The organism is Pedobacter heparinus DSM 2366 (assembly GCF_000023825.1).
Classification (GTDB): domain Bacteria; phylum Bacteroidota; class Bacteroidia; order Sphingobacteriales; family Sphingobacteriaceae; genus Pedobacter; species Pedobacter heparinus.
Map to the genome: position 1 here is coordinate 2545560 of NC_013061.1, position 20769 is coordinate 2566328.

Annotated in this window: 13 protein-coding genes; all 13 read right to left on the reverse strand. The window is 44.1% G+C overall.

What is annotated here, in order from left to right; genetic code table 11:
- Window positions 1–85 precede the first annotated feature (85 nt).
- The gene (locus PHEP_RS10955) at window positions 86–829 is read right to left on the reverse strand and encodes a hypothetical protein (protein ID WP_015808026.1); all 744 of its coding nucleotides are present in this window, start codon (window positions 827–829) and stop codon (window positions 86–88) included.
- Window positions 830–905: 76 nt separating this feature from the next.
- Window positions 906–2306, reverse strand: a complete 1401-nt coding sequence (locus PHEP_RS10960; RefSeq protein WP_015808027.1) for a sialate O-acetylesterase — start codon at window positions 2304–2306, stop codon at window positions 906–908.
- 111 nt (window positions 2307–2417) lie between these two features.
- Window positions 2418–3659: an MFS transporter gene (locus tag PHEP_RS10965; protein WP_015808028.1), complete on the reverse strand. Its 1242-nt coding sequence runs from the start codon at window positions 3657–3659 to the stop codon at window positions 2418–2420.
- Window positions 3660–3676: 17 nt separating this feature from the next.
- Window positions 3677–4738: a Kelch repeat-containing protein gene (locus PHEP_RS10970; protein ID WP_015808029.1), complete on the reverse strand. Its 1062-nt coding sequence runs from the start codon at window positions 4736–4738 to the stop codon at window positions 3677–3679.
- Entirely contained in the window at window positions 4731–5657 is a 927-nt protein-coding gene (locus PHEP_RS10975) for a dihydrodipicolinate synthase family protein (RefSeq protein ID WP_015808030.1), read from the reverse strand. Before PHEP_RS10975 ends, PHEP_RS10970 begins: the two co-directional genes overlap by 8 nt.
- 42 nt (window positions 5658–5699) lie before the next feature.
- Window positions 5700–7349: a sialidase family protein gene (locus tag PHEP_RS10980; protein ID WP_015808031.1), complete on the reverse strand. Its 1650-nt coding sequence runs from the start codon at window positions 7347–7349 to the stop codon at window positions 5700–5702.
- Between the two features lie 118 nt (window positions 7350–7467).
- On the reverse strand, window positions 7468–8154 hold the full coding sequence (locus PHEP_RS10985) for a FadR/GntR family transcriptional regulator (protein WP_015808032.1): 687 nt from the start codon (window positions 8152–8154) through the stop codon (window positions 7468–7470).
- Window positions 8155–8202: 48 nt separating this feature from the next.
- Window positions 8203–10119, reverse strand: coding sequence for a sialidase family protein (locus tag PHEP_RS10990; RefSeq protein WP_162141650.1), 1917 nt, complete (start codon window positions 10117–10119; stop codon window positions 8203–8205).
- 41 nt (window positions 10120–10160) lie between these two features.
- On the reverse strand, window positions 10161–11669 hold the full coding sequence (locus tag PHEP_RS10995) for a RagB/SusD family nutrient uptake outer membrane protein (protein ID WP_202901241.1): 1509 nt from the start codon (window positions 11667–11669) through the stop codon (window positions 10161–10163).
- 56 nt (window positions 11670–11725) lie between these two features.
- Window positions 11726–14470 carry a SusC/RagA family TonB-linked outer membrane protein gene (locus tag PHEP_RS11000; protein WP_187290738.1) on the reverse strand — a complete coding sequence of 915 codons (2745 nt, stop codon included), beginning with the start codon at window positions 14468–14470 and terminating at the stop codon, window positions 11726–11728.
- Between the two features lie 30 nt (window positions 14471–14500).
- Window positions 14501–15937 carry a fasciclin domain-containing protein gene (locus PHEP_RS11005; RefSeq protein ID WP_202901242.1) on the reverse strand — a complete coding sequence of 479 codons (1437 nt, stop codon included), beginning with the start codon at window positions 15935–15937 and terminating at the stop codon, window positions 14501–14503.
- 28 nt (window positions 15938–15965) lie between these two features.
- Window positions 15966–17498, reverse strand: a complete 1533-nt coding sequence (locus PHEP_RS11010; RefSeq protein WP_015808037.1) for a RagB/SusD family nutrient uptake outer membrane protein — start codon at window positions 17496–17498, stop codon at window positions 15966–15968.
- 15 nt (window positions 17499–17513) lie between these two features.
- Window positions 17514–20753, reverse strand: coding sequence for a SusC/RagA family TonB-linked outer membrane protein (locus tag PHEP_RS11015; protein ID WP_015808038.1), 3240 nt, complete (start codon window positions 20751–20753; stop codon window positions 17514–17516).
- Window positions 20754–20769: the final 16 nt, after the last annotated feature.

Here is a 20769-nt window from a genome sequence, read left to right on the forward strand (position 1 = left end):
TCTGTGAAGCGACCTAGGCGCTCTTTGCTCCCCTTCAGGAGCCTAAGAGATGCCAGACGCTGAACAGAATGGCTTATTTTGACCCTTATTTTGACTTCCCATTCAGATTGATCACCGCCCCCAATGTAAATATAGAATTACCAGCGTTCATGTACTTCCTGCTGTTGAGGCCAAAAGTACCGCTTGTGGTGTATTGTAACTGTACGATATCACTTAAGCGCATCCTGGTAAAAAAGATAGGTTCTATGAACGTATTGCTTTCCCTGGGCTGACCCATGGAGTTGCGCATAAATGTCTTCATGTCCAGGCTGCTGATTCGCAATGCGGTTCCATAATTAAGGGGGTAGTTCTTTCCAAAAAGACGCAGGTTGTTGTTCTTTTTGGAGCTGTAGTTGACCTGAAGAAAGGTCTTGTTATAAGTAACTTCTTCTATATCGGTATGGCTGAGTGCACCGTTATCATCAAAAGTTCTGAAGGTACGGTCTGTACGCCCGCCGCCGTAACCTACATATACTTCTATGATCCTGTTGTCATCCGGACCAAAAGTATCAAACCAGCCCCCTCCGATCTCTACCAGTTTGTGTCTGTAATCTTTACTTTCCCTTTCTCTATTCATATAAGAGCCGCTGAACAGTACACCGATATGATTTGATACTGCATACGCCCCATTGATGCTGGTGTTTAGTCGGGGTGATATATGTAAGCCGCCACTAAATTCACCTTTCTGACTAAGCATTGGTGTATTGGGCACATTGGGCATATACATGGAAGAACAGGAACTCATAAAGATTACAGCTATAAAAAGAGGCAGTCTGAAGTTTTTAATCATAAATGGAATACTTTGCTTACATTAACGTTTGTCGTCTGTTTTTGGTGCTGCAAGGTATTATTTTTTTATGGATCTGCTACCAGCTGTCGGTTCTGAACGGTGCAGCAGGTAAACCTTCTGCATTGTATAAATTACCCTCAGCTCTGTCTTTAAAAGCATATCTTACTGCTACGGGGCTTTTTACTTCATCACTTTGTACCACTACGGTTTTCCCGGAAATGGTTGCTGCGGCCGGATGAAATACTTGATCTGCACCTGCAATTTCAAAGGAAATGAGCGGCTTGTTATAGGCTGTAAGGCCAATAGGGATTTCGCTGAAACTTACAATGGCTTTATTGTCGCTGATCTTTAAAGATTGATATACCGGGCCTGAATACGCCACCCCTTTTTTTCCATAAGTTTTATTCAATGCCCAGTAAAGCAGTCGTTTGCTAATAATTGTTTTATCGGGCGGATGAATGGTGGTCTGGCTGCCTGCATCTACACTCACTGCCATTCCTGAATTGGGGATCAGCTGCATCGCTTTTGCCTGCTTTTCATAGATTACCGGCAGTTTATCCTTGCCATTCGGATAAGCGTTTGGCGCCAGTTGCACGTAATAAAATGAAAAATCGCCACATCCCCATATCGAACGCCACTCCTTTACCATGGCTTCCATTTTTTTGTCATAGGTATCGGGCGTAAACCAGTTGTTTTCACCCTGGTACCAAAGGGCACCTTTGATATTGAAGCCAACAATTGGATTGATCATGGCATTGAACAATACAAAAGGTTCATTCTTGATCATTTTAACTGTATCAGCCGGGATTTTAACATCTGTAAAACCGGCAAAGCTCTTTTTGTCCATCCAGGCTTCGATGATGGTACCCCCATAAGCAGACTGGATAATGCCTACCGGAACCTTTAACTTTTGCTGTAACATGCGTGCAAACTGGTAACCCACTGCGCTGAATTGTCCGGTGGTTTCGGAATTGCTGTGCTCCCATTTGGCATTTAACTCCGTTAGCGGGGTTCTGGACATATTTTTTTCAATTCTGAACAACCTTACTCCCGGTTCATCGGCATCACTTAACAATTCGTTAGAATTGGTGATGGGTTGATTGCCAAAGCCTTTTACAGGCATTTCCATATTGGATTGTCCCGAACAAAGCCATACTTCACCGATCAGGATATCATTCAGGACCAGTTTTTCTCCGTCATTAAATGTAATGGTATACGGGCCGCCTGCTTTTGGTGTTGGAACAGAAAGTTTCCAGGAACCATCTTTTGCGGTTGTGGCGAGGTATGCTTTCTGGTTCCATGAAGTGGTAATGGTGACCTTTGAGCCAGCTTTTGCCTTGCCCCAAAGTGCTACATTGCTTTGTTGCTGAAGTACCATTCCGCTGGATATGATGGCCGGCAGGGTAACTTTTGAAAAAGTGTTTAAAGAAAAAAGTAAAGCTGTACACAGTAACAGCAAAAATTTTGATGGTTTCATGTGTGTGATCAGGTTGTTATCTGGTTAAAATTTTAATGTTGTACAATATATGGAATTTGCCAAATATTACGGGTGCGTAAACAAATAATTAAATCCACTAACCGGAACGGGTCAGGAATTGCTGTTTTTGAGCTTTATTGCAAATAATAGCCAAGTGGCTAATAGCATAACGACAGCTGAGATCTGGTAAACAATGGAAAGGTCTACCTGGGCATCTTTTAATGCGCCGCCAGCGTAAACCATCAGTCCGCCTACAATTGTGCTTAAAAAGTTAAGAAAGCCATAGCCCGTTGCAATATACCGTCCATCGGCTATCTGCCGTAATATGGGCATCATATTGGCATCATTAAATCCCCTGGCCAGGCCGAAGATGAGCATGGCCAGGATTGCGATGCTAAAAATGCTGGTTGAGGCCATTAGAAATAAGAATGGTGCACCCAAGGTAAACCCAATAATGAGGATGTAGAGTCGGCCGCGGTTGTTTTTCCTTGTCCACCTGTCGGCCAGTATGCCCCCCACAATTACACCTATAAAAGAACCGATCTGGATATAACCCGTTGCAGAAATGCCGGCTTCGCCGAGGTTAAGGTTGAAATGATCTTTGAGAAAGGTTGGCAGCCAGCCGTAAACCAGCCAGTTTACGATACCAAGAACGGCAAAATAGATGAGGAGGATGAGGAAAGAGGCTTCGCTGAACAAGACTTTCAAGGCACCGGTAAGACTAATGCCAGTGGTTTGGGTACTTGTTTCTGCTGTTTCTGCTGTTTCTGCGGAAGCTTTCTGGTCTTTTAAAATGTATAAAAGTATCAAAGAATACACAATCCCTACTGCTCCAAAAATATGGAAGCCAGAACGCCAGCCCCATAGTTCTGCGATGTAACCGCCAAGACCGCCCAGGGCAAGGCCTGCATATAAGCCGCTCATGTGTAATCCGGTTGCCAGTGAACGTGTGCGACCTTTATGGTAATCAGTGATCAGGGCAAGGGCTGCCGGTATATAACAGGCTTCACTTACCCCCATTAAGAAACGGGCTGCCAGCATTTCATGAAATGAAGTGGCATAGCCTGTCCAGATGGTTACGGCCGACCAGACCATTACACTGAACACGATAACTTTTTTTCTGCTGTACCTGTCGGCGAAAAAACCCCCAAAAGGGCTCAGTATACCGTAAGACCAGAGGAATACCGATGTAAGTAAGCCAAATTGCGCATCAGATAAATTGAAATCGGCAACAATCGGATCGCGCATAGAAGTGATCAGGATGCGGTCGAGGTAATTTAAAAAGGCCACTATCCATAGCAGGGCGACAATGAGCCATGCGTAAAAGGAAACGGTTTGTCCGGAATTCTTCATGATCAGGTTTTATTTGGTTAGTGTTTAATGGTTTTATACATCAATACTTTAGGTGTACGTACTGCAGGTTTTACTTCACCTCCGGGAATGACCACATTTCCGTTCCAAATGGCTAAGGTAGTGGTTACCGGCGCTGGTGCCGGAATCTGATCTGCTACTGACCAGGTATTGGTAAGCGGACTATAGCTCAGCACCTGTTTTGAAAAGCCGGGGTGTTTTTCTCTTGGTAGAGCGACATCGGCGGCGGCCTTACCATCATCGCCACCAAATATGCGGAGGCTGTTTTCGGTGGCATAAGCCGTACCCGGGGCCGCAGTTACGGCCGAAGGAAGGTCGGCAATCTTTTTCCAGCCGGTTTTAGGGCTGTACTGATAAGCATCTTTAAGGTAATTTCTTACCCCGTGTACCAGTTCGGCACCGCTGAACAGGTAAAATTTACCGTCCAGGGCACCGGAAACTGCAAACATGCGGGCCGGGCCTGGCCAGGGTTCAAGTTTTTTCCATTCCATGTTTTTGGCGGAAAGATCCATTGCCCAGAAGTTATCTCCGGCATTTTGGGCATCGGGGCTTTCGATGCCGCCGGCGATGTAAATGGTATTGCCGAGGAGTACCCCCGAGGTATTGGCGATGGGTTTAGGCAATACGGGCAGGGTTGTTATGCTGAGTTTGCCCTTATTGAATTTTAACATGGATACGTCGGCATAATGACCTTTTTCATTACTACCGCCAATGATGATAAAGCTATCTTTCCAGGTGATGGAAAGGCCATAGCCCAATGAATGAGGTAGCTTTCCGACCAGTTTCCATTTGCCATCAGGTTTTTGAAGGGCAAATATATGATCGTGCCAGGCTTTTTTAGAGCCTGTCCATGGTGCACCACCATCGGGGAAGTTTGCACCACCAGCCACCAGTAACGTACCATTTGAAACCCCGGCAAAAGAGCCGGCAAAGCCAATGGGATCGGGAATGGGGGGAAGTTCAGACCAGCCGGAATCAGATTTGGCAGTTTGCGCTACACCCCTGCTTAGCATTGTAGACATCAGGATCAGCAATAGAAATAGATAGACCGGTTTATTCATGGCATTGCAGGGCCTCTTTTACCACTTTAAAAAAGCCGATACCTTCAAGTGCCGATCTGAAACTGTCAGCATCTTTATCTGACAGTGGTTCAAGGGGCAGGCGGCATTTACCTAAATCAAAGCCTTCCATTTTCATCAATGCCCGCTGTGCAGGGATTGGCGGGAATTTTACCAGTTCGCGTACCATGTTTACTGCATTCATATGGACTGCTGCGGCTTCTTCGTTCAGGCCATCTTCGTACATTTTCATTACTTTTATATACAGGGGTGCTGCAAAGGTATAGGTACTGCCTATGGCTCCTTTTGCACCAACAGCCAGTGCAGGGAGCAGCATTTCATCGTAGCCAAACAGGATATCGAATTTACCGTTCCTATAGTTCAGACAGGCCTGGTATTCATGTAAAGTTGAGGCTGTATATTTAATTCCTGCAAGGTTAGGGATTGCGTTTTCGGCCAGTTCAAGGAAAGAGATCATGTCCATACCCACTCCTGTAAGCGTAGGGATACTGTAATAATAAAAAGGTGTATTGGGTGCTGCAGACGCAATTTGGGCCATGCTGTTGACCAGGTTACTTACGGAAGTTGGCTTAAAATAGAAAGCCGCAACAGAAGAAATGGCATCGGCACCTATTTTTTCGGCATGGGCAGCCAATTTGCGACATTCGGCTATAGAGCTGTGACCTACATGTACCAGCACGAGGATACGCTTATTGGCGGCTTTAACATAAGCCTCGGCAATGGCCATCCGCTCTTCAATGGTGAGGTTGGGGCCTTCCCCATTGGTGCCGCATATAAATACGCCTGATAAGCCATCATTTATCATTTTGTCGACCAGGGAAGGTATAATGTCTAGATTTATAGTTCCATCTTCACGATAAGCAGCAAAAGTTGCTGCTATTAATCCTGTAATTTTATTCATATTATTTGTTTTTATGCTAGTAGCTGAGTTGTTAAAATGGGTTTAAAGTAGTTCGTCCAGTTTTATGGTCTGGAATACCATGTCGGCCTGACTGCCTTCATACAGAATTCCGATGGTATTGTTGTCGATACTGGTCAGGCAGGAGTATCCCCTGCTCTTTTCTTCATCCAGCAGGATCTTTTTATCTGAGGACCAGGTTTTGCCATCATCGTAACTTACTTTGATGGTCATATTTTTACGGGCTGTTTTAGCATCCGGATTAGAAAAGAGCAATACAGACCTTTTCTTTCCATTTTGTACAAAGTCGTGCCGGATGATACTGGCCATACAGGTTGGCTCTGGCAAGGCCTGATGTGATGTAGGGTGTAATGTCCAGTCCTGTCCCATATTATTGGTTATGGCAATGGCCCTTCCATTGGTACTGCTGGTATCTTTACTGTTGGCATTGGACCGCATGTTTAGCATCAATGTGCCATCTGTAAGTTCTACAACCATATTTTCTGTAGTGGACTCCTGGGTTGCTGCCCTGCTTGTTTTCCAGGTATGGCCACCATCGCTGCTGTAGGTGAGGTTAGAAAAAGCTTTACCGCTTGCATTTCTACCCTGGGTTGGAAATACGAGTGTCCCATTCTTCATGGTAATGCCCTGACCAGGTGCCGGTGCCCAAAGCCACCAGTCTTCCTGTTTACACATTTTTGTAAGATTGACCGGTTTACTCCAGGTTTTGCCATGATCGGTGCTTTTTACGATCAGGAACTGGGCGGTCTGTTTCGGCTCAAAACCAGGCTGTGAACCTTTGGTTTTCCACTGGTGGTTCCAGTCCTTACTCTGTTCGGTAAGTCCTTCCAGCCATTTTCCCTGTTCATTGATCACGCCATACATCCATAACCCTGCGATGAAAATATGGCCTGTTTTTTTATCGACCAGGATATTGGCATCTGATACCCCATTAAATTTTTCAGGGAGATTGCCCCAGGTACCCATATCCATTACAATTTGCATGGGCTGCCAGGTCTTACCTTTATCCAGACTGCGGGACAGGCCAATGTCGATATTGCCCTGTAAATCCCTTCCGCTATCGCGGCGTACATCATAAATGCCCAGTAAAGTACCGTCATTGGCCGTAGCAAGCCCGGGGATGCGGTAAGTATGTACCTGATCCTGATTGTGTTGTCGCAGTGCGATGCCCAGGCGGTTTGCATAATTGTCGGGTGTTATTTTTAAACTGTCCTTGTTGAGCCTGACAAGGGTGGCATTGATGTTTAAGAATGAGGCCGCATTTGCTGTGGCTTTTAAGCTGAGGGTTAACCAGAGGTAATTGATCCCTTTTTGTAAGGGCAGGTTACCAGTTAATGAAGTTTTTTCTTTTAGCGGAGCATTTGCTGCTGCAAAAAGCCTTAGCATTCCTGCCTTTTCAGCTTTAAAAAGCGCTGAGTCCGTTCCACTGGCCAGTAATTTGACATCCTGGATATCATTTAGACGGAGCGTTCCTTTTGTAAGGATATCAATTTGCTGCAATTCAGCTGCTTCGTTAAGTTCAATTTTAATGCGCAATACCGGATTGTTAGCTCTTCCCTTCAATACAGGGATCTTATATTTTTTTTGTGTGGCCTGACTGGCCTGCGCCACAGTGATTACCGGCAGCAAACAACATAAAATACTAATGTTTAAAATTCTCTTTATCGCTTTCATAAGATAAACATCAGTGCTTGAAATATCTGGTCATTGGGTAGTTTATAGTACTTATGTAGTACATATCAAAAGTGTTAAGTATTTTCGGCATATCCAAATAATTTATGATATAAAATATTCATTTCAATCTGTCGAAATGTGGTTTTAAGTGTGCTTCCATTCCTTTTTTAAAATCATCTTTAGATCCTGTTCTGAGCAATTCGATCAGGTCTTTGTGGGTAACCTTACCTCTTGTTGGTTTTTTTTCGAGGGTCAGCACATAATCAAAAATGGGCAGTAACATGATCTGAAACCGTTTGAGCGTAGCATTTCCCGACATTTCATAGAGCTTTCCATGAAAGGCAATTTCATTTTTAATGCGGAATGAGTTGTCGTGATTTACTTCCTTTTTGGCGATATTTTCAAGTTCATCAATGTCTTTATCTGTTTTTCTGATATAGAGCAGATCGGCCAGTCCCATTTCCAGTACCAGCCGGAGCTCAAAAATATCCTGGAGTGTTTCTTTATCGATAATGAGCGGGTCGAGTACACGTTCAAACGTGCCCAGGATATCTGGCCTGCTGAGTATCATTCCCCGCTTTTTCTTTGTTTCCACCATGCCCAGCATGCGTAACCGGCTCAAGGCTTCGCGCAGTACATTTCTGCTCACGTCCAGTGCTTCTGCCAGTTCCAGTTCTTTTGGGAGAGCATCACCCGGACGGAATGATTTCTTCTTCAAAAATTCCCTGAGCCTGACCTCTACCACATCTACAATCGTATTTGAAGCTATTGGTGCCAGGTCTTTACTTAAATCATTTGTCGCCATACTTATCAGATTGAACTGCTTTTATTTACAATATAAAGAATGTTTATGCTACTTCTTATAGATCACAATCCCTTCGGCGGGACTTTCTACCCCTCCTTCTCCGGCGATCACAATCCTGCCATCGTCCAATACGATGCCATCCATGTTTCCAATCGGGGCGTTGTAACCAAAATAAGCCTCTCTTGAGAAAAGCGGCCCTACTGTAGTATAAGCCTGCCCATTGCTGGTGCTTTTAAAAACAACAGGTGCCACGGCATAAGTAGGACTGTTTTTAACTTCTGTATCTGTTTCTCTGTTGATCGGGTTTACCAAAAGTATTTCTCCGTCTTTACCTTTCAGGATGATTCCTCCGAACAGATGTCCATAATCTCCTGTTTTTACATCAGCGGAAATATTGGCTGCTGCAGTCCAGTTGTCGCCACCATCACTGCTATAGGAAACCAGTTTGTTTTTAGGGCTGGTATTGGTATGTCCCGCTACCATCATTAACCTGCCATCCGACAATTCGACTACAGTGGCCTTCGTTAAACGGCTGCCACTGATTGCCTTGCCGAGACGCCAGGTAATCCCGCCGTCATCAGAAAGGGCCATTCTGACCACATTGGTACTGTAAGTAAGGGGCATAACCAGGCGTTTATTGTAGGTGGCAGATTTAAGTGCAATACCATGTACGGCACCACCCTGAATATATCCTGCTGCAGTATTTTTAAAAGCTGTGATTTCTACCGGTATTGTCCAGCTTAGGCCGTTATCATTCGATTCAATCTGGTAGATCCGCTGTGAGTTGACATCATAAGTGAAGGCATTGCTATTGGCCGCGAAAGCACCGCCTATGGTACTGTATTGTAAAATGATCTTGCCATTATCTGTTGTAACCACCTGTGGAAAGCAATATGTTAAATTGCTGCCATTACCTGCAAGTACAGTAAGCTGGTTGCTCCAGGTATTGCCCCCATCAGCAGATCTTTTCATGATGATATCGGTATTGCCTACCGGCATGGTATTTTGCGCTACCCTTTCTTTGGCGGATGTGGGTGTAGAGCGTCCTTCTGCAAAGAGCAGCAATTCTCCGTTAGGGGTTTTGGCCAGGGCGGGCGCCTGGATCTTGTTATAGCTTCCTTCGTATTCATGCATGGCATAATCAAGCGTATACATTTCGCGGCTTTCTATGTACATGTCGTGTACAGCAACAAAGTTGCGCCATGGGCGGATTTGCGGAGTATAAAAATAGGCCCGTTCGGCTGCCATTTTAAAGGTGAATACAAGCGTGCCATTTACCTTTACATAAAAAATCCCATTGGTGATGACCACTTCCATATTGGCAGGGACACCGGGTGTCATTACCTGGGTTACGGTTGGCCAGCCCAGGGCAGGGTTAACTGTTATTCCGTTTTTACCATAAAGGTCGAGGAAAAAGCCAGGTTCGCCGGTTGAGGTATTTCCATCAAGGCCAAAAGTAAAAGGACCACCTGTATCCCAGTTTTTTCCTAAAGACAAACCTGCAGCCGTACTGTTAAATGTGCCAAATGTAACTTTAGCGTACATATAGAAACTTTTTCCGGAGCCTACAGGAACAAAGTATTTGGAATATACCCAATTGAACTTATAGCTGTTGGGATCACCCGCAAAATGATCTGCATTGGACAAAGGATAAAAGCTAAAATGCGGAAGCATGTGTAACCCGTCGTTTTCCTTCACCCAGGAAAGGGTATCCCCTTTTGGGTAATAATCTGTATAGCCTTTAAACAGTACTTTTCCGTAATCGGGCACTCCATTTTTTACCAGCCATACCCCTGCCTGCTTGTTTACATCAAATGGAAAAGGAAGTGAATCGGGGTTAACGGTATTTGCTTCTTCATAAGGTCCGGGGAAATCAAAATGTTCTTCCTTGTAGCAGCTGGTGATCAGCAGACTACTGATGCATAGCACAAAGCAGAAATATGCTGTTGGTCTGTATATTTTCATGCGTATATATTTTAATATGATGTCCTTATTTAATTTGATCATTACTCCCATAACTTTGGATTGACAGGGATATACCAGTTTTTCTCATCCATCAGACGGGTCTTAATTGCGGCTTTGTCTTTTGCAGGGTATTTTGCGGTAACCGCATCGGCCAGCATGTTTTTGCCGTTGAGTTTTGACTGCAGCATTAAATCGTACCAGCGCCTTCCCTCAAAAGCGAACTCCCTTGCCCTTTCGTCAAAAATCAGTTTATCCATGACCACCTTGTCGGTATAATTAAATGTAGCCTTATCCAAAATGACCAGGCCCCTTGCCGTTCTTACCATATTGATAAAATTAAAGGCAGATGCGTAATTGTTTAGCATCAGATCTGCTGTAGCTTTGAGCAGCCAGGCATCCGCACTGCGCATAACTGACCAGCTGGCACTGCTCTGATAAGCGAGACGCATGGACAATACATTGTCGAGTCCGATGTATTTCCAGATTACCGTATCGCCATTAAGCACTTTAAAGCTGGCCTGGGCCCTGATGTCGGCATCGGTTAAAGAAACATCATCTTTAAACAGGCGGTTCATGAGGGCTGAAACCGGTTTCAGGTAATACTTTCCGCCATCCTTACGTACCGGGGAAGTAAACTCCTGCAGCCTATTGGTTTCAAAGCTATTGTCGTACTGATAGCCCAGTAAGAACATGGAGTGGCCAGTTGCATAGGCACTTGAAAACTGATTGAACCAGGTACCTGCTGTTCCCAGACTTTGGTTTGAATTTTTGATGGACAGATCGCAAAGAGAAGATGCGGTCTGGTATTCGCCCAGCCATAAGGCTATTTCAGCCGCCAGCGTAGCAGCCAAAGGTTGTGAGACCCTTCCATATCTTTCCTTGGCACTCAGGCTTTGCGCATTCCATTTGTAGTTTACGGGCAACATGCCTAATGCGGTAAGTACATCATTGTAAATCAGTTTCCATACTTCCTGCTGATCTTTAGGCATCCTGTAAATGGCGCTGATCTGTTCGGAAGTCAGGCTGAGCGTTGGCTTGGTTACAGTTTCCCCTTCTGTATTTACGTAGGTTATGGTTTCCGCGTAATCGGAAAGGATAATGGGAAATTTTTCATAAGTACGTACCAGCTCATAATAACAGATGGCACGCAGTAACAATGCTTCGCCATAAAATGCACCCGCATCCCGGGCATCAATTTTGGAATCCAGTTTCTGCACGTTATACACTTTTTCCATCTGACGGTTACAGCGTGCAATGGTGCGGTAGATGCCTGCATAATTGGTATAAGGATTATTTGAGGTAACATTATTTACCACAAACTCATTGATGTAAGGGTCAGGTTCGGGCTGACCGGTAGTAACCATGTCGGCCCTGGCATCACCCCACAGCAGGAATTTGTGCGTTTCCTGTGCCAGTGATTCATACATACCAATTGCAGCGGCATTTAAATCTTCCCTGTTCTTGTAAAAGTTTTCTTCTTTAATGGTGTCCGTTGGGGCTTCATTAAAAAAGTCTTTACAGGAAAGGATACACATGCCTAGTAGTAACATTACTGAAGTTGTGCTTATTGATTTTATTATTTTGATTGTCTTCATTTTCATATTGACTAAAATGATACTTTAAAACCCATAATGTATGTTCTGGGAAGCGGAGATGCCCCAAAATCAATTCCCCTTAACATGGGATCGGGTGTGCTGACTACTTCAGGATCAAATCCGCTGTACTTTGTAAAAGTGGCCAGGTTTTCGCCTGTGACGTATACATTGAGGGCACGGAAAAACCTCATTTTTGCCGGCAGCGGAATTTCATAGCTGACGGTAATATTTTTTAACCTAAGAAAAGTTCCTTTTTCCAGCCAAAGATCAGAGGGGGCGCCATTCATAGAAGGATCATCAAAGGCAGCGCGGCTTAGTCCGTTTCCGGGGTTTGAAGCCGACATCCAGCGGCCCTCTACATCGGGCGACTGGTTGGAATAATCTTTCATTACATGCATTTGCTGATTAAAACTATTGTAAATATCATTGCCAAGAGTATAAGTAAACAAGGCGTTGAAAGACAGTTTTTTATAGCTCAGGGCAGTACCGAAATTTCCGAAAGCCTTTGGAAGTGCAGACCCGATTACCTGACGGTCCTGTTCGTTGATCCTTGAATCTTTGTTGACATCATCAATGATGTAATCGCCAGCCTTAAAACTGGTACCATCGGCTTTTTGCAGGTTTACATCGGCTTGGTTAGCAAAAACACCCAGTACTTTATAGCCATAAAATGCACCCAGGGGCTCATTTACTTTGGCTACCGTATGGATACCACCTATGGATCTGATGATGCTTCCGTTATGGAGTGCCTTTACTTTGTTTTTTAAAGTAGAGATGTTGCCATATATTAACCATGAAAGCTCTTTTTTATCGATCAGTTTAGCATCCAAACTGATTTCGACCCCTTGTGAAGTCATTTTTCCGCTATTTTCAAATTGCTGGTCAAGGCCAAGTTCAATTGGTACAGCACGTCGGGTAATCAGGTCTGATGTGGCTTTATAATAGTATCCCGCATCTACAGTCAGCCTGTTTTTAAATAAGTTGAGTGTTAAACCTCCGTCATAAGTATCAGTGACCTCTGGTTTGACCGACTTATTGGCCACATTACCGAGATAAGTTCCGCCATAGCCAAAATAATTGGCCGCATAATAAAGATTGTACTGATAATAGCCACGCAAGTCGTTATTACCGCTTCTGCCCCAGCCCGCACGGAAGGCCAGTTGTGTATCATTTTTCCTTTCAAAAAGATCTGCCACTGCTTTTACACCTGGATAAATGCCCCACCTGCCCTTACTGCCGAAATTACTGGAACCTTCAATATTCAGGTTGGCGGCCAGGTTGATCCTGTTCAAGAAGTCAACATCGCCCCTCATGTACAGGCTAAGCAGCTTTGATCTATATTTTAAATTCGAAGAGGAATCTACAGTACCTTGTGCAAGTGTTTCATAGTCGTCAGAACCGGCATTGATTTTTCGGACAAATATAGATTTCTCTTCATAAGACTCTATAGATAAACCTGCTTTGGCCGAATAGCGGTTGTTGGCACCAAATTTTCCTGTTTTATCCAGCCAACTGCTCCATAGGAGCATAGATTCACTGGAGTTTCTTTTTAAGTTTTGCCTGATCCTGTTCAGGTCCTGGACAATACCCAGTTTTGGACGGTATTGTTTTTCTGTAAGGCTCATATAATTAAATACAAATGAAGAGTGCAGAAAAGTTTGTGGTGCCAACAGCCAATGGATGCTGATGCTGCCATCTACACGGTTGTCTTCGTTGCTGTTGTACATATTGTCTACCAGTGCCAGGGGATTGCTTTTCCCTAAAGTATCTGCGTCAGCAAGCTGTTTGGTAAGCTGGCCCGACGGGGAAAACAAGTAGGGACTTAAAAAGGGAGCTTTAGTGGCCGCAACAAATACGGGGTGGATGCTGTAATCTGCCCCCTGCTCTGCATAATTTGTGGCTGCGTGGGTATAAGCCAGGTTATTGGAGATCTCTATTTTAGGTGAAAGTTTATAATCGAGGTTAAAACGAAGGTTCACCTGGTTCTGGTCAGATCCTTTCAGGGTACCGTTCTTATCCGCATAGCCTACACTAAACATGTAATAGGCATCACCATCCCCACCTTTTAGTTTTAAGTGATAATCACTTAACATACCATTTTTAGCAATTAAACGCATCCAGTTGGTATTGCCATTATACATTGGATTGGCCGGGTCAAAAACAGGGTGCTGGTTTACTTCGGTAGCTGTGCTGCCATTTTCTAGAAAGTAATTGCGCAGGTAGTTTTTAAACTGGCCGGCACCCATACGGTTTACATTATAATTTGCTGTTAAAAGACCAAACTTAGCTGAAAAATCTATTTTTGTGCCACCCAATTCGCCCCGGTCTGTTTCTATATAGATGGCCCCGTTTGCGCCACGACCGCCGTTGGCGGATACATCTATGCCCTCTTTTGCCAGTTTTACACTTTTGATATCATTTGGATTTATGAAGCTGAAACGTGAAGGCTGGTAAACAGATAGAAATGAAGGTAATGCACGGGAGTACCTTACCGGGATCCCATCTACATATATATACGGTGAACTGTTGAGGTTGATGGAGCCCAATCCGCGGATCATCAGTTGCGAGGCGGCGCCAATGGTACCCGACTGGATAACCTGGATGCCTGGCTTGTCTGCCATCAGTTCAGTAAAAGTAAGGGCCCCGGCTTTGATGTTTACACTTTTCAGCAGAGAGTCGGACACTTTTTTATTTTCCTGCCCAAAGGTAGAGAGGCATGCTATGTTTAAGGCAAACAGTAAAACTTTTCTTATCATAATTTTTAATTCCTTTTTCATCTGCGTTGATTAGGGTACAGGGATCAGTTCAATGATGTCCATCAGCACATCGCAGCAATAGCTTCCGTTCTTTCCTGCCGCAAAAGCGGTGAGTGCAAAAGTTAATTTCACATCAGAACGGTTTTCGACATTAATTATCCCGCAGTTGTTATAGATGTAATAGTTGTATTCGGCCCAGGTGCCGTCGGTTTTAGACAGGTCGATATCATTTTTAACAATTACATCATTATAGATGGTGAGGAATTTACCACGTGTTCCGGCACGGTGTACCACGCGGATATTGTATTTTCCCACCGGAACGTCGGGAACGGTGAAATAAAAGTAATCGCCAACCTGTTGTGCATCGAATGCGACAATTTTCAATTCTTTGTTCTGGTGATAACTTTGTGTTCCGGTATTTAAAACGATCTGTGCCGGTGCCACTGTAAATACATTCTGTTCGCCATAAGGGCTGCCCGGCGGAAACAGGTTTAACCGTATGGTTGCAGGCAGCGCGGTTTCGATGGCTACTACATTGTCCATGGAATGGTATACCCCATTGGAACAGATGCGGTCTATACCGAACTCGATAGACTGGTCGAACTTATATTTCTCATTCATAAAATACTGGCCACGGGCGTTTACACTAAAACTGAGGGCTTCCTTTTTATATACAGGATAGATCCGCTGTTTGGTTAGCTGGTTGAGGAAGTAGCCCGAATCGGGGACAATATGATAAGCTGCCCATTGGGCCAGGTTACTGATGGAAGCTTTATTGAAATTGTTTTTTTGCAATACCTCGTCACGTTCAATAATCAGGGTGATGGTACTGTCTTTAAGGTATCTGGTTAGGCCAGTTTCTTCAAAAATGCCCAGCATAATATTATATTTTCCTGTTTTTTGAAGGGTAGTCAGTATACTTTCTACAGGTGGTGAGAGGACTTCATCAAGAATATTGACATAGCCATTGCTCATTTCGATATTAGACTCCTGGATGGTGGCAAAATTATTCAGTTTGATAGCGCTGTAAGAATCCCGGATATCCGCAATTAAAAACTTCTTGTTTAGTGCCGTTGGGGCCGATAGTGGTCCCTGCTCCAGGGCATTGGTATTTATTTTTTTGTCTAACAGGTGATAGCTGAAATAGTTCAACCAGAATTCCGGTGTTTTGTCCTTTATGGCACTTACCTTTTCTCCGTTTGAAGATAAGCGGGCAAATAAATTGGTGAAAGCTGCATTTGTTGGTGCGAATACGGTATATGCCCCGGCTGTTTTTAACAGATTCCGTTTTTTTACATAGTCTACCAGTTCGCGGTAAGTGCTCAGGTCGGGCCTGTTGTCTATATAATCAATGATCTGAAGTTCATCATTACTGTCATATCTGGCTCCCGAGAAATCTCTTTTACAACCCTGAAGTACAAATAGCAGCAAGGTTGCGGTAAGCAGGTAATTTAAATACTGTTTCATTTGCTTTGGTTTAATTTGGCCATTCATATTATTTGTTCCTGTAAAATTCTTTTTGTACCAGTAATGGGTTGTTTTCAACTTCTGTTCTGTAATAGGGCAAAAACCAGCTTTCCGGGTTCAGTAACCTGGCCCTTACTACCTGGTAAGCCAGTTTCATAGAATGGTTGTTTGCTGCTTTTTCCAGCAAAACATCAGCATATCCTGTTCTTCTGGCTACCCTTACAGCGGCAAACCATTCTTTCCCTTCAAACCCGAGCTCAAATTCCCTTTCCAGCAAAAGCCTGGTAAAAAATTCGGCCCCCTCACCGCCTTCACCAGGCGTAAGTTCCGGTATATCGCAATGCTTACGGATGATATTGATGTTCTTTTCGGCCTCGCCGTACTGGCCGAGCATGGCATAAGCTTCGGCCTTCATCAGCAGGATTTCGCGGTAGCGGTAAAAAATGTAATTGGAGGTACGGTCGTTTTGTCTCCTGTAAGCCACCTGGTAAGGTGCCTGCCCCAGAAATTTATATACCTCAGTTGCTGAGGCATAGCCATTTGCTGCGGATGTCATGCTAAAGGCACTATAGGGTTTTAACCGTATGGTATCAGAAGTGATATGTTCGGGTACTGTACTTGGATACAGAAATTCACCAGAATTTGCAGTGATGTTCTTTGAATTGGCCAGGTAGATCTCCTTGCCCTGATCATGAAAAGAGAACCAGTTGTACAATGGTGAGGATGGCCCCTGAAGGCCATACTGGAATTCGAAGATGGATTCAGTAGAATTGCCGGGATAAAAAATGGTATACCAGTCGAGCGGCCTTACCAAAGAATTTGCGTATGCTACATCAATGGTTTTGCACAGATCGATACAGGCTGCATATTGATTTCTCCAGAGTTTGACATCGGCCAGTATTGCCCTGATGGCATTTTTAGTGATCCTGCCATGGCGTTCCTTTGCATCGGTAAATGTTTCAGGCGCAATTTTCAGGGCATTGCCAAGGTCTTCCTCTATAAAATCAAGCACCTCGTTTTCAGATGAAGCGGCTGTATTGAAGGTTTGTGCATCTGATTCATAAGGTTCTTTGATCACAGGTACTTCTTTAAAAGTACGGACCAGGTAAAAGTAGAATAAACCACGAAGGGCATAAGCTTCGCCCATCATTTGTTGTAGCTCTTCTACTTTAAAAGTGGGGTCATTTTTAGGGCCTTCAGGGGCATTTTTGATAAAAGCATTGGTCCAGCCAATTGCTTTATATACAGAGGCCCATGAGGTAAGACTATTTGTGGTATAAATATCGTGCGAAAGGAATTGCGCATGGTTACTGGTAAATTCGGTACCTATTCCGGGCGCATATAGACTAGACCGGCTATCCCCCCATACCTGGAATGAACTTACACAGCTGTTCATGGCTGTATACAGCCCGATTAAAGAAGAATATACCTGGTCCCTGTTTTGCCAGAAATTATCTTTGATCAGGTTATCCGGTCTTTCCACATCTAAAAATTTAGTACAGCCAGTGCCCAGGAAGATCAGGAGCAGCAATCCGTATTTTATGTTATTTAATGCTTTCATTTCTTTGTTTCTAAATTAAAGTGAGACCCTTAGCCCGAGTGTATACTGCTTTGCAGGTGCAGTTGTATTGTTGTCTATTCCAAACATATTTACGCTGCCAGTAATAGGTACTTCCGGGTCGATACCCAAATACCTGGTCCAGGTATAAAGGTTATAGGCAGTTAAGAAGGCACTCATGCTTCTGATGCCTATTTTTAACCTGCCTACGGTTTTCTTATCAAAATCGTAGGAGAGCGATACGGTTTTCAAACGCAGATAGGAGGCATCTTCTACCCATCGTGTTGACGCTGCATAATTCCATTCTGCCAGTCTGTCTGCCCGCGGGATATTGCTGATATCGCCCTGTTTTCTCCATCGGTCGGTTACTGATTTTGCCTGGTTCTTCGAATCGGCCATTTTTTCTAAAGATTTTCTGGTCAGGTTGATCACATCGTTGCCATACTGATATTGGAAATTTACCTGTAAGGACCAGTTGGCCAGGTTAAAGGAATTGTTCCAGCCACCGTAAAACATCGGGTTTGCATCACCTATCTGTACCCTGTCGAGCTCATTGATGATCCCATCTCCGTTAATGTCGTCGTATTGCATTTCTCCCCCGCTAAACTGATGTCCGGTGTTCGATCCAAAGCGCATACGTTTAGGCGTCAGGCCATCTGCTTCGTAAATGATGGCCCCATCTTTATCCTTCAATATGGCATCCTGATCTGTTGGGTATACGCCCAAAGCCCGGTAACCATAAAACCCTCCGATCACATCACCTGCCTGAAGTTTGGAGGTGAAACCATCTTTGGTCTGGGTAAAGGCAGCAGCATCAAATTTTTCAGGCAGACTCAATAATTTATTCCGGTTTCTGGAGATATTGAAGAACGTTCTCCAGCGTAGTGATTTTTTGTCACCCTTTAAAATAAGTGCCGAAATGCCAAGCTCAAGCCCGCTGTTGCGTACAGAACCGAAATTGATATACTGACTGGCATAACCTAAAGTTGAGGAAAGTGTTTCCTGCAGCAATAAATTGGTGGTGGTACGGGTATAATAATCAATTTGTCCGGATACTGCATTGTCGAATAAGCTCCAGTCTACCCCAGTATTGTATTCAGTAGTGCTTTCCTGTTTAATGTTGTCGTACGCAAATTTTGAAGGGTAGGTATAGGTCTGGCCCAGGTAACCTGTACCGGTAGCATAGGCAACATCATATAAATTGAGCACATTTGGCAGGTTGCCTGTAATTCCAAAAGCAAAGCGCGGTTTGATATTTGTAATCCATTTTACATCAGAAAGAAATTTTTCTTTAGACATTTCCCAACCTGCGCCAATTGCGGGATAAACAGTATAAAGATTGTCTTTTCCATATCTGGAATCGCCTTCCATTTTTGCAGTGGCCGTTAAGAAATATCTGTCTTTAAATACATAATGTCCCTGCAGAAAGGTGCCTATGTTTCTCCGCTCACCAAATGCCCCACCTGCTGAGGCAACTACCGCAGATGCATCGGATGCCCTTAATTGCGGCGATGCGCCGTTGCTGTAGCTTACGGAAGTAGAGTTGTCCTTGTCCATGGTCAGGTTCAATACTCCTGTAACTGTAAGCCGGTGGTTCTTTTTACTAAAGGCCGACCAGGTCAGGCGGTTGCTGTTGTTGATCATCAGCTGATGACCTTCTGTTTGCATACCTGCATTGAAAAGTGCCTCTCCGGCAATGGCTGCAGTAGCATATCCCGGAAGGAAATATTCATCGGCAGACTCGCGGAAATCGACGCCGATCTGTGACCGGAACTCCAGGTTTTTAAGAATTTTATATTCTATTACCGTAGAGGCCATAAAGCGGTTCGACTTGGTCAGATAAGTTGAATAATCAATAATGGCCAGAGGATTATACCTTGAAGTGACCGAAACCGGGTCTGCGCGGTCTACAAAATAATCCAGTCCGTTCCTGGAATAGATTGGATAATAGGCACTGATCTCCCTGGCATAAGCCATGGGGGAAATCTCATCGGCTGTAAAATCTGTAAGTCCTTTTTCATTGATCGGATGCGTTTGCCCTCTTTTATCAGTTATGGAATTGATGAAGGACAGATCGGCCGAAATTTTTAACCTATCAGAAACCTTATAATTTAGGTTAAAGCGGTTGTTAAAACGGTCATATCCGGTACCTTTGGTAGTGCCATACTGGTTGGTATAACCCACTCCCCAGTAATAGGTAACCCGCTCTCCACCACCGCTTAAGGAAGTGTTGTATTGCTGGTAATAACCCTTACGGGTAATGGCAGCTATCCAGTCGGTATTGTTATTGTATTTCCAGGCATCAGCCCTGGTCAGGTCTCCACGCAGCTCTTTGAGGAAACTTCCATCATCTGTTCCGTTGCCATAACTTTCTATGGAGAAAATACGGTGTTCATCACCAGACATCATTGGAATTGTTCTGGGTACCTCTGTAAAGGTAAATTTAGAGGTAAAACTGAATTCGGGCTTGCCCTGTTTACCCCTTTTGGTTTTGATGACGATTACTCCGTTTGCACCCTTGGATCCGTAAAGTGCAGTAGCAGAAGCGTCCTTTAAAATATCAATAGATTCAATGTCGGACGGGTCTATGTCGCCTATGGGGCTAAACCCGAAGTCGGTTATACTCTGTACTTTATAGTCGTTGCCGATAACCTCAGTTCCATCCACTACCCAAAGCGGATCGTTTATGCCGGAGATACTGGAAATACCCCTGATCCTTATGGTAGCTGCGGCACCCGGATCGCCACTGGCGGCAACAACCTGCAGACCTGGCGCAGCACCTTGTATCAGCTGTTCTACAGATGTTACAGGAAGGTTTTTCAGATCTTCCAGGTTTACGGATGCGACGGCACTGCTGAGTTCTTTTTTATCGATAGAAAGAAAGCCCATATCGGCCTTAGGGTTCTTCTGTCCAACAATCTTTAGTTCATCCATGGTATTGTAGCCGTTGATCAGAACCACCTCAAAACTTTTTCGCGTACCGATCACAAATTCCTGTTTTTTATAGCCCACATAAGAGAAGATGATCTTTTCGGCATTGTCTGTCTTTTTTAACCGGAATTTACCATCGTTATCTGTCGTTATACCTGTTAATACCAGGTTATTGCGGTTAACAAGCATTACGGTTACCCCCGGAAAGGTTACATTTTTAGATTCATCGTAAACCACTCCGGTAATGATATCGGTTTGCGCGAAAGCATCGATATTTAAGTATAGTAAACCTATAAGAATGCAAATCTTTTGTAATATTCTATTCATTTTAAAATCGTTACCG